This is a genomic window from Aeromonas sp. YN13HZO-058 (assembly GCF_001921245.1).
Classification (GTDB): Bacteria; Pseudomonadota; Gammaproteobacteria; order Enterobacterales; family Aeromonadaceae; genus Aeromonas; species Aeromonas allosaccharophila.
Genome location: NZ_MQSY01000024.1, coordinates 46,258 through 58,147 on the forward strand (window position 1 = coordinate 46,258; position 11,890 = coordinate 58,147).

Sequence of the window (11,890 nt, forward strand, 5' to 3'; positions counted from 1 at the left end):
GCAACTTCCTCAAGTCAGCATACGTGTGTTGTAGCCGGCTTGGTTCACTATCAGGCCAGATAAGCTCGCAACATCCAGACCAGTTTTTCCTGCTGCTGCACATAGTCGGAGAGGATGGAGGCGGTGCCTTCATCACCGGCTTCGGCTGCCTGACCCAAAATGCGGCGCTGGGCGACCAGCAGTTCGCGGAAGCTCTCCAGCAGGGATTCGACACAGGCGCGGCCATCGTGCAGACCTTTCTGCTCGGGGATGGCAGAGACTTTCAGGTAGTCGCTGAAGCTGTGCATCGGCACCCCGTCCAGGGTAAGGATCCGCTCGGCCAGCGCATCGACTTTGAGCAGCAGGTCGTTGTAAATCTCTTCAAATTTCAGGTGCAGTTCGAAGAACTGGTTGCCACGGATATTCCAGTGGAAGCCGCGCACGTTCATGTAGAGGATCTGGTAGCTGGCCAGCAATTTGTTCAACTCGGCTGCCAGGGCTTGTGATTGAGCAGTATCAAGACCAATCGGGCTTTTCATCATTCACCTCCAGATTTGGAAATCGGTTTGAAATTTTCTTTCGGAACGCAGTCAGAGTAACGCCTTGCAAAATGCAGGGACAATTGCTTGTGCCTAACTGTTTGATAGCTAACGGCTATCAAACAGTACGCAGCAGCGGGGACAATGGATGAGGATTAGGGGAAGTATTTTTCGAGCAGCGCCATCAGGATGGCCTGACACTCGCGGTCCGCTTCGCTATCGACCTTGCTGGCGCGAAAGTGGAGCTGAAAGGCGCGCATGACGGCGCGGCTCTGCTCATCCCACTGGCCGGTCTGGGGTAGGCCGTAGCCATAGCGGGCCAGCTGTTGTTGCCACATTGCCGCATCCCAGTCGGGCAAGGGGCTGGCCAGTAGCTCGGCTACCCGATCTTCATCGGGCCAGGCGCCGACCCCGTACGTCAGATAGAGCTGGCGCCAGGGGAAGTGGGGGCCGGGATCCTGCTTGCGCTCGGGGGCGACATCGCTGTGGCCCAGCACCTGGGTCGGTGGAATGCGGTAGCGGGCGACCAGCTCCCGACTGAGGGCGCCGACGGCGGCAATCTGCTGCGGGGTATAGGGTTGCCAGCGGCGGGCATCGGGGGCCAACGACTCATCTTCCGCTGGATAGCCGAGGTTGACGATCTCGATGCCAAGGGAGCTGGCATTGAGTCCGGCATATTGGTGCCAGCGGCTGCGCCCTGCATGCCAGGCGCGCGCACTGTCCGGCACCAGCTGATAGACCGGTAGCGGGGTCTCGCGGTTATCGCGGGGGATCAGGTAGTGGGCGCTCACCTTGTGCTCCGGCTCGGTCAGCAGGCGCAGGGAGTTGGCATCATCTTCGTCGGTGTAGTGGAGGATCAGAAAGGCGATCCGCTCGTTCTGGTTGGCGCTCTGATAGCGGGTCGAGAGCTGGTACTCGGACGGGGTGCAGGCGCCCAGTAGCAGAACTGGTGGCAGAAAGAAGAGGGGAAGCAGACAGCGCCAGCGCCATCCCCCTGCCGCAGCCAGTCTGCTGAGCGTGGGGGGAGTGAGTCGCTGGCACATGTCGAAGGCCCTGCCCGGTCAGTCGCGCTGCTGGTTAGCTGCGGTACTTGGCAGTGAGCCCGATCAGGAAGTTGCGCAGGATCTGATCCCCGCAATCCTGATAGTGCTTGTGATCCTTGGAGCGGAACAGGGCACTGAGCTCGGACTTGGAGAGGTTGAAGTCGGCGAGCTTGAGCGTGCCGAGCATGTCCTCTTCCTTGTAGTTGAGGCCGATGCGCAGCTTGCGCAGGATCATGTTGTTGTTGATCCGGTTCGGGATCACCTGGGCCGGGGCATCTTCCCGCACGCCACGGCGCGCGATGATGAAGCCATCGAGGAACTGGCTCAGGGCCGAGTCGGGACAGGCGACATAGCCTGCCTCTTGCTCTTCACCTTCCGCCGCCTCTTTCATCAACCAGCTGTGCAGCTGGGCGTGAGTGACCGTCAGGTTGCCCTTGGCAAACATCTCGACCATCTCATCGTTGCTGATGGTGAGGGCATAGCGCAGACGGCGCAGAATATCGTTGTTGGTCATGCTGACTCCTGTGTAAACGGCGCAACTTTACCATCTGGCGGCTCTCGCGTCAGAAAAAGCGGGGGCCGGTACAGTTCGGGTCAAGCTCATCAAGCCTTACCGAGATAACGGGGGGCCTCCTGGCGCACCAGTTCCAGCGCATCTTGCAGCTCCAGCAACTCGGGTTCCAGCTCGCTGACCGGCACGCCGTCGCGCAGCTGTTGCTCAAGTTGGGAGAGCAGCCGTTGCAGCCCCGGCACCCCGGAATAGGCACAGCCACCGTTGAGGCGGTGGAGCTGGGCCAGCACTTCGCTATCTTCAATTTCGCCAGCCAGTGCGCTATCCAGCACCGGCTCGACCTCGTCGAAACTGGCCAGCAGCATGGTCAGCATCTCTTTGGCGAGATCCTCTTTGCCCGCCGCCTGACGCACCGCCAGCGCCCAGTCGATCTGCTGGGCGCCGTCATTCTGGTGGCGGCGATAGGCAAAGTCGGTGATCAGCTGGGCCAGCATGGTCTCGTCGATGGGCTTGGCCAGATAGTCGTCCATCCCCTGGCGGATCAGCCGCTCCCGCTCGCCGGGGATGGCGTGGGCGGTCACCGCCACGATCGGGGTGGTGGTGTTGAGTGACTGGTTGCGGATCGCCTGGGTGGCGCTGATGCCATCCATGATCGGCATCTGGATATCCATGAAGATGATGTCGAACGGCTGGCTCTGGGCCTGCTTGACCGCCTCCTTGCCGTTTTTGCACACCACCACCTGACTCACCATCTCCTTGAGCATGGCGGCGATCAGCTTGAGGTTGGCTGCGTTATCATCCACCGCCAGCACCTTGATCGGCTGCAACTGACGCGGCGCGGGCTGGGCGGGCAGCTTCTGGCGGCTCGCCTCGGGCGAGAGCAGGGCGTGCAGCAGCTTGCGGTGATTGACCGGTTTGGAGAGGCAGTGCTGGGCGCCGTGGGCCAGCATCGCCTCGTAGAGCGCCGGCTCGTGGCTGCTGAGCAGCACTATGGTGTTCTGCTGCTGGCCGCTCAGGCTGTCGAGGCGGCCGATCACCTGCTGCGGTGTATGCAGGGTGCTGCTGCCGATGATCACCATCTCCTGCTCGCTCATTTCTGGCCAGGGGTCATCGCTGGTCAGTGGCTGCACGTCGAGCTGCCACTCCGCCAGCAGGGCGAGTAGGGAAGCTTGGGCGAAGGGATCCGGCTCCAGCAGCCAGAGCCGTTTGCCACGGATCCGATCCAGCGGCAATTGATCGGTCTGGGGCAGGGGCGAGACCTCCACATCGAGGCTGAACGAGAAGATCGAGCCCTTGTCCAGCTCCGACTCGAAGCGGATCTGGCCGCCCATCTGCTGCACCAGCTTCTGGGTAATGACCAGGCCAAGGCCGGTGCCGCCATAACGGCGGGAGATGGAGGAGTCGGCCTGATTGAAGGCCTGGAACAGTTGGCGCTGCTGCTCTTGCGAGATGCCGATACCGGTATCGCGGATCCGGATGTTGAGTCTTACCTTGTGGGTGCCGCTGCCTATCTGCTCGATATGGACATCCACGTTGCCCTGCTCGGTGAACTTGATGGCGTTGCCAGCGAGGTTGGTCAGCACCTGCTGCAGCCGCATGGGGTCGCCGGTGAGGGAGTCCGGCACGTCGGCATCCACCCGCAGGGAGAGTTCCAACTGCTTGTCGTGGGCGCTGGGGCCGAGCAGGTGCATGGTCTCGTTGAGGGTGTCACGCAGGCTGAACGGGATATGCTCCAGCTGCAGCTTGCCCGCCTCCAGCTTCGAGAAGTCGAGGATGTCGTTGATGATGCCAAGCAGGTTGCGCGCCGACTTCTCGATGGTCTGCATGTAGTCGGTCTGGCTCGGGGTCAGGCTGGTTTTCAGCAACTGGCGGGTAAAACCGATAACGCCGTTGAGCGGTGTGCGCAGCTCGTGGGACATGTTGGCGAGAAACTCCGATTTGACCCGCGCCGCCTCTTGCGCTCGTTTCTTGGCCATGTCGAGCTCGACGTTCTGGATCTCGATCTGCTCCAGCGTTTCGCGTAAATCCGAGGTGGCCTGATCGATATTCTGCTGCATCTCTTCGTGATATTCGGAGAGCGCCTTGGCCATGGCGTTGATGCCGTTTTTCAGCATATCCAGCTCGCCGGTCAGCTCGCCGCTGACCCGGGTATCGAGCCGCCCCTCCCTGATCTTGTGCACCGCCTGCACCATATTGGTGATGGGCTGGGTCACGCTCTTGACCAGACGGAAACCAAACAGGGTACTGAAGGCGACCCCAATGAGCACCATGATCACCGCAAAGAAGGTGTCGCGGTACTGCAGCAGCATGGCCCGATCGGTCGCCATCTGCATCGAGATGTAGCCGATCATCGGTGGCTCTACATCGCTGGGCAGCGGGAAGCCATCGAGGCTGGTTTCGGCCTGGATCGGGGTGCGCAAAATGATGTCGTCCCCCTGAAACGTCACGCTGGTCAGATCCGGAATGGGCTCGCCATCGGGCAGTCTGAGCCGGGTGAAATCCCGGTGGTAGTTCGAGGTGACGAACAGCTGGTTGTCCTGGGTGAAGACCGCGATGGACTTGATGAAGGGGGAGTTTTTGCGGTGGGTCAGGCCAATCAGCCGCTTGAGGGATTCGCGACTGTGCTGGGTCATGCCATATTCACTGGCGATCGCCAGCGGTTCGATGATGTTGATCCCCTGATCAATGAGGTTGTTTTCCAGCTGCTGGTAGCGGTGGAAGGTGAAGTAACCGGCCATCAGGCCACCGATGATCAGGGTCGGCAGGATGGTGAAGGCGAGAACGCGTGCTCTCAGGCCATATTTGGTCATACGAACAGGCCACCAGTGAACAGGGTTGGCGATAGGGTTGATGGCAATGCACGGGCTCTCAGGCCGTATTTGGTCATACTATTATTCTTGTGGGACAATACCCGGCAGCAGATTCCACAATCATGACATAGCCACCTATAGGCACCAAGTTTTATGGCCCAGTTTTTCAAGCCCCAAAAGAAGTCCACCCAGCTCCAACGCATTGAATTTACGATAGACACCCTCGATCACCACTGCGTCGGTATCGGTCGCCATCAGGGCAAGGCGATCTTCGTCGAAGGGGCGCTGCCCGGCGAGACCGTCAAGGCACGCATTACCGAAGAGAAAAAACAGTATGGTCACGCCGCCTTGCAACAGGTGGTGACCCCGGCGGCCAACCGCATCGCCCCCTTCTGCAGCCACTACCGCGAGTGCGGCGGTTGCAGTGCCCAGCACATGTCGGTTGCCGATCAGCAAGCGGCCAAGGCGGCCGGGCTGGTCAGCCTGTTCGAACGGTTGGGCAACATCAAGGCGCCAGCACTGGAGCCGGTACTGACCGGTGAAGATCGCGCCTACCGTCGGGTCTGTCGTCTGGCCATCAAATTTGACAAGAACGGTCGCTGCACCCGGGTCGGTTTCCGTCGCCGCAACAGCAACGATCTGGTGGAGATTGACGGTTGCCCGGTGCTGGCCGAGCCGCTCTCTGCGCTGATCCCTGCACTGCGTGAGTGCCTCAATCGCCTCAAGAGCCAGCGCGAGCTGGGCCATGCCGAGCTGATTCAGGCCGAGCAGGGGATCATGATGCTGCTGCGCCACACCGGCCGCCCCAATGAGGCGGATCGCGCCCTGCTGGTGGAGTTTGCAAAAGCCCAGGGGATCGACCTCTATCTGCAGGCCGCCGATGATCGTATCGAAGCGCTGCAGCAACAATTTTCCCCATCCTACTCGCTGGATGGCCTGTCTCTTGCATTTGCTCCCGGTGATTTCATTCAGGTCAACGGCCCCATCAACCAGAGCATGGTTGAGCAGGCGCTGACATGGCTCGGGGCGAGCAAGGATGACAAGGTGCTCGATCTCTTCTGCGGTATCGGCAACTTCACCCTGCCGCTGGCCCGTCAGGCTCGCGAAGTGGTGGGTGTCGAAGGTGAACTGGCCATGGTGCAGCGGGCCGAAGAGAACGCCCGTCGCAACGGCATCACCAATGCCCGTTTCTACAAGGCCGACCTGAGCGATGACATCGTTGGCATGTCCTGGGCGCGGGAAGGGTTTGATCTGGTGCTGCTTGATCCGGCTCGCCCCGGTGCGCTGGAAGTGATGGGGCACGTCGCGAAACTTTCACCCAAGCGGGTGGTCTACGTCTCCTGTAACCCGGTCACCCTGGCGCGGGACAGTCAGGTACTGGTGAAAGGGGGTTACCGTCTGGTACGCCTCGGCATGCTCGACATGTTCCCTCACACCGGTCATCTGGAGTCCATGGCACTGTTTGAACGGATCTAGGCTGTGGGGTATCCAGATGTTCCATAGCAGCGGTCATCTGGAGTCCATGGCGCTGTTTGAACGGATCTAGGCTGTGGGGTATCCAGATGTTCCATAGCAGCGGTCATCTGGAGTCCATGGCGCTGTTTGAACGGATCTAGGCTGTGGGGTATCCAGATGTTCCATAGCAGCGGTCATCTGGAGTCCATGGCGCTGTTTGAACGGATCTAGGCTGTGGGGTATCCAGATGTTCCGTAGCAGCGGTCATCTGGAGTCCATGGCACTGTTTGAACGGGAGTAAATGACTCATCAGTTTGGCGATGCCTGATTGGTCATCCGGCTGTTTGATCAGATGTGATTGGGGTAATCTAGACCCTTGTCGTTCGGCAGGGCCTGTTGGCGCGCTCTATTGTCTTTCTGGACAATATGCCTTGAAAAGTGCGCTGGATATCCCCATTTGAGGCAATCTCATGAGAGGGAGAAAGTGACAGCTTTCGGCCCGATAATTTAAAGGATTGATACCATGGTTGCGGTTCGCGATATTCATTTGAAAGACAACTTCACCCTGGAGGAGTGGGTCGGCTCGCTCTCCTTGAGTGACAGTGACAAGGATCAGCTGCGAACCGTTTACCAGTACTGTCTGACGCTCGGTGACGAGGCGCTGACCAGCAAGTTGCTGGTGCGTGGCATCGAAATGGTGGGCATCCTGCAGATGCTCAGCATGGATATCGGTACCCTCAAGGCCGCCATCATCTACCCCTTCGTCGAAGCCGGTCTCATCAGCCAGGAGCGGATGGACGAAGACTTCGGCTCCAAGATCGCCAAGCTGGTGGAAGGGGTGCTGGAGATGGAAGCTATCCGCTCCCTGCAAACCCTTCATCGCAGCGAAACCTCGCCGGAGCAGGTCGACAACGTGCGCCGCATGCTGCTCGCCATGGTCGAGGATGTGCGCGCCGTGGTGATCAAGCTGGCGGAGCGGATCGCCTGCCTGCGTGAGGCAAAGACGGCAGATGAAGAGACCCGGGTGCTGATGGCCCAGGAGATCACCAACATCTATGCGCCGCTCGCCAACCGTCTCGGCATCGGCCAGCTCAAGTGGGAGTTGGAAGATCTCGCCTTCCGTTACCTGCACCCGGATACCTACAAGCAGATCGCCAAGCAGCTCGACGAGAAGCGGCTCGACCGCGAGCGCTACATCCGCGAGTTCGTGCAATCCCTGCGTAATGGCCTGAAAGAGGCCGGGGTGGAAGCGGAGGTTTATGGCCGTCCGAAACATATCTACAGCATCTGGCGCAAGATGCAGAAGAAGCACCTCGAATTCAACGAGTTGTTCGACGTGCGCGCGGTGCGGGTAGTGACCAAGCGGCTGCAGGATTGCTATGCGGCGCTCGGTATCGTGCATACCCAGTTCCACCACATTCCCCGCGAGTTTGACGACTATGTCGCCAACCCCAAACCGAACGGCTATCAGTCGATCCACACCGTAGTGGTGGGGCCGGAGGGCAAGACCGTCGAGATCCAGATCCGTACCGACCAGATGCATCAGGATGCCGAACTCGGTGTCGCGGCACACTGGCGTTACAAGGAAGGCGCGCAGGCTGGCGGCAAGGCCAACACCTTCGAAGACAAGATCGAGTGGCTGCGCAAGCTGCTCGCCTGGCAGGAGGACCTCTCCGAGAGCGGCTCCCTGCTCGAGGATCTGCGCAGTCAGGTGTTCGAGGACCGGGTCTACGTCTTCACCCCGAAAGGGGATGTGATCGACCTGCCGGCGGGCGCCACCCCGCTCGATTTTGCCTATCACGTCCACAGCATGATCGGCCACCGCTGCATCGGCGCCAAGATTGACGGCCGCATCGTGCCGTTTACCTACGCGCTGCAGACCGGCGATCAGGTTGAGGTGATCACCCAGAAAGAGCCGAACCCGAGCCGCGACTGGATGAACCCCAACTCCGGTTTCCTGCGCTCCAGCCGGGCGCGGGCCAAGGTAGCAACCTGGTTCAGAAAGCTGGATCGGGACAAGAATATCGTGGCCGGTCGCGAGCTGTTCGAGAAGGAGCTGGATCGCCACAACCTCAGCATGTCCAAGATCGACAAGGGCAACATGCTGCGCCGCTTCAATCTGGAGAGCACCGACGATCTGCTGGCCGGTATCGGCAGCGGCGATATCCGCATCAACCAGGTGCTCAACTATCTCGACACCTGCTACAACAAGCCGACGGCAGAAGAGGAAGATCGTCGCCTGCTGGAGAAACTGGAGCAGAAGGCCAACGCGCCGATGCGCCAAAAGCCCAAGGATCACATAGTAGTGGAAGGGGTCGGCAATCTGATGACCCATATCGCCCGCTGCTGCCAGCCGATTCCGGGGGACTCCATTCAGGGCTTCATCACCATGGGGCGTGGCGTCTCGATCCACCGGGAAGATTGCGAGCAGCTCAAGGAGCTGTCACGGCGCAATCCGGAGCGGCTGATCGATGCGGTGTGGGGGGAGAACTACTCCGGCGGCTACGGCCTCACCATCCGGATTATCTCCAACGATCGCTCCGGCCTGCTGCGCGATATCACTACCGTGCTGGCCAACGAGAAGATCAACGTGATGGGGGTGCGCTCGCGCTCCAATGTGCGCGAGCAGACTGCCGAGATCGACATGGAGCTGGAGATTTACAACATCAACGCCTTCAACCGGGCGTTGGCCAAGCTCAGTCAGCTTAACGATGTGATCAGCGCCAAGCGGCTGTAATTATCGAACCGACCGGCCCCTGTGGCCGGTCTGCATTTCCGACCCTTTTTGAACGAATCAACAAGCGAATATCCCATGTCTCAACGTTACTACCGCTCCCAACTGCTCGACATGAGATTGCTCGGCTGCGCGGCGTGATGTCGCTTTATCCCCATTTAACGAACCGAAAGTGAGTAGCCCATGTCTCAACGTTACGACCTCTCTCAACTGCTCGACATCATGGCTCGTCTGCGCGATCCGCAAAACGGCTGTCCCTGGGATCTGAAACAGGACTTCCAGAGCATAGTGCCGCACACCCTGGAAGAGGCCTATGAGGTGGCCGATGCCATCGAGACCGAGGATTGGCAGGGGCTGAAAGGGGAGTTGGGGGATTTGCTGTTTCAGGTGGTGTTCTACGCCCAGTTGGGTAAAGAGCGGGGACTGTTCGATTTCGCCGATATCGTCGACACGGTGAGCGAAAAGCTCATTCGCCGCCATCCCCATGTGTTTTCCGATGCAGATCTTTCCAACGAGCAGGCGGTAAAAGCGAACTGGGAGGCGGAAAAAGCCAAAGAGCGCGTGGCACTCGATCAAGAGAGCGTGCTGGATGACATTCCGCAGGCGCTGCCGGCGCTGACCCGCGCCGCCAAAATTCAGAAACGCTGCGCCACCGTCGGCTTTGACTGGAAGACGCTGGGGCCGGTGGTGGACAAGATCCACGAAGAGATCGACGAGGTGATGGAAGAGGCGCTAATGGCCGATGTGGACGAGGCGCGGGTGAGCGATGAGCTCGGCGATCTGCTGTTTGCCACCGTCAATCTGGTGCGTCATCTGGGCAAGGATCCGGAGCAGGTACTGCGGGGCGCCAATACCAAGTTCGAACGTCGTTTTCGTCAGGTTGAGCAGTTTATCGCCGCAGAAGGCTTGAAAATGACCGATTGCACCCTCGAAAAGCTCGATGCTGCCTGGGATCGGGCCAAGGAAACCGAGCAAAGTTGATTTGGCGCAAGATGGGGGGGCGGTGAGCCTGATAGATTTTTGCTCATTGTTTGGGAGAGGGGTTTTTGGTATACTGTTTCCCCGTCCTGCTTCATCCCCGAAGCACCCCTTAAAATTCCCTAAACTTCTTTCAGGTTCAGCATGACGACCAAATATATTTTTGTTACTGGTGGCGTTGTTTCATCCCTCGGCAAAGGCATTGCCGCAGCTTCTCTGGCAGCCATTCTGGAAGCCCGTGGTCTGGATGTGACCATCATGAAACTGGACCCGTACATCAACGTGGATCCGGGCACCATGAGCCCGACCCAGCATGGTGAAGTGTTCGTAACCGAGGACGGGGCCGAAACCGATCTGGATTTGGGCCACTACGAGCGTTTCATCCGCACCAAGATGACCCGTCGCAACAACTTTACCACCGGCCGTATCTACGCCGACGTACTGCGTAAAGAGCGTCGTGGTGACTATCTGGGCGCCACCATTCAGGTTATCCCGCACATCACCAACGCCATCAAAGAGCGGGTGATTGCCGGTGCCGAAGGCCATCAGGTTGCCATCGTCGAAGTGGGCGGTACCGTGGGTGACATCGAGTCCCTGCCGTTCCTCGAAGCCATTCGTCAGCTGGCTGCCGAAGTGGGCCGCAACAACGCCATGTTCATGCACCTGACGCTGGTTCCTTACCTGGCCGCCGCCGGTGAAGTGAAGACCAAGCCGACCCAGCACTCCGTCAAAGAGCTGCTCTCCATCGGTATCCAGCCGGATGTGCTGATCTGCCGCTCCGACCGTGCCATTCCGGCCAACGAGCGCGCCAAGATCGCCCTGTTCTGCAACGTGCCCGAGCGCGCCGTCATCTCCATGAAAGACGTCGACTCCATCTACAAGATCCCGGCACTGCTGAAATCCCAAAATCTGGACTCCTACTTCACCGAGCGTTTCGGTCTGGAGTGCAAAGAAGCCGATCTGTCCGAGTGGGAACAGGTTGTCTTCGAAGAGGCCAACCCGACTGCAGAAGTGACCATCGGTATGGTCGGTAAGTACGTATCCCTGCCGGATGCCTACAAGTCCGTCAACGAAGCACTCAAGCACGGCGGTCTGAAAACTCGTCTCTCCGTCAACATCAAGTACATCGACTCCCAGGACATCGAGACCCGTGGCTCCGAGCTGCTGGAAGGTCTGGATGCGATCCTGGTACCGGGTGGCTTCGGTGAGCGTGGCGTGGAAGGCAAAATCCTGGCTGCCCAGTATGCGCGCGAGAACAAGATCCCTTACCTGGGTATCTGCCTCGGCATGCAGGTTGCTATGATCGAATTCGCTCGCAACGTCGCGGGTATGGCAGGGGCTCACTCCTCCGAATTCAAGAAAGATTGCGCGTATCCGGTCGTCGGCCTCATCACCGAGTGGGTGGATGAAGAAGGCAACGTCGAGACCCGTACCGAGAAGTCTGATCTGGGCGGTACCATGCGTCTGGGTTCCCAGCTCTGCCACCTGGTCGAAGATTCCAAGGTGCGTCAGATGTACGGCAGCCCGACCATTTACGAGCGTCACCGTCACCGTTACGAAGTAAACAACAAGCTGTTGCCGCAGATTGAAGCGGCAGGTCTGAAAGTGACCGGTCTCTCCGCCGACAAGAAGTTGGTGGAAATCATCGAGATCCCGGATCACCCCTGGTTCGTGGCCGCGCAGTTCCACCCGGAGTTCACCTCAACTCCCCGTGATGGCCACGCTCTGTTCGCCGGTTTTGTGAAGGCGGCAGGCGAGTATCAGAAGCGTAATTTGAAGTAATTTAAAATAAATGCGGTTGGGGCCTGTGCCACAGCCGCTTTTTTTGGCATATTTTTGTT

The 11,890-nt window shown here is 59.3% G+C and carries 8 protein-coding genes; 4 read left to right on the forward strand and 4 right to left on the reverse strand.

Annotated features, from left to right (window positions below; genetic code table 11):
- Positions 1–50 precede the first annotated feature (50 nt).
- From BSP75_RS05390 to barA, 4 genes are all read right to left on the reverse strand, one after another.
- Positions 51–518: a Dps family protein gene (locus BSP75_RS05390; RefSeq protein ID WP_021229540.1), complete on the reverse strand. Its 468-nt coding sequence runs from the start codon at positions 516–518 to the stop codon at positions 51–53.
- Positions 519–673: 155 nt separating this feature from the next.
- Positions 674–1,561: an N-acetylmuramoyl-L-alanine amidase gene (locus BSP75_RS05395; RefSeq protein WP_075112480.1), complete on the reverse strand. Its 888-nt coding sequence runs from the start codon at positions 1,559–1,561 to the stop codon at positions 674–676.
- Between the two features lie 34 nt (positions 1,562–1,595).
- A complete protein-coding gene (locus BSP75_RS05400) occupies positions 1,596–2,075 on the reverse strand; it encodes a DUF1456 family protein (RefSeq protein WP_042063090.1) in 480 nt (159 codons plus the stop codon).
- 89 nt (positions 2,076–2,164) lie between these two features.
- Positions 2,165–4,882 carry a two-component sensor histidine kinase BarA gene (barA, locus tag BSP75_RS05405; RefSeq protein ID WP_075112481.1) on the reverse strand — a complete coding sequence of 906 codons (2,718 nt, stop codon included), beginning with the start codon at positions 4,880–4,882 and terminating at the stop codon, positions 2,165–2,167.
- 153 nt (positions 4,883–5,035) lie between these two features.
- On the opposite strand from barA, the gene rlmD reads away from it, so the two are divergent.
- The 4 genes from rlmD to pyrG all read left to right on the forward strand — a co-directional run bounded on the left by rlmD (position 5,036) and on the right by pyrG (position 11,831).
- A complete protein-coding gene (gene rlmD, locus BSP75_RS05410) occupies positions 5,036–6,358 on the forward strand; it encodes a 23S rRNA (uracil(1939)-C(5))-methyltransferase RlmD (RefSeq protein ID WP_075112482.1) in 1,323 nt (440 codons plus the stop codon).
- Between the two features lie 502 nt (positions 6,359–6,860).
- Positions 6,861–9,074, forward strand: coding sequence for a GTP diphosphokinase (relA, locus tag BSP75_RS05415; protein WP_075112483.1), 2,214 nt, complete (start codon positions 6,861–6,863; stop codon positions 9,072–9,074).
- A gap of 180 nt (positions 9,075–9,254) precedes the next feature.
- A complete protein-coding gene (mazG, locus tag BSP75_RS05420) occupies positions 9,255–10,052 on the forward strand; it encodes a nucleoside triphosphate pyrophosphohydrolase (protein WP_075112484.1) in 798 nt (265 codons plus the stop codon).
- A 141-nt stretch (positions 10,053–10,193) separates the two neighbouring features.
- On the forward strand, positions 10,194–11,831 hold the full coding sequence (gene pyrG / locus BSP75_RS05425) for a glutamine hydrolyzing CTP synthase (protein WP_042656787.1): 1,638 nt from the start codon (positions 10,194–10,196) through the stop codon (positions 11,829–11,831).
- Positions 11,832–11,890 lie beyond the last annotated feature (59 nt).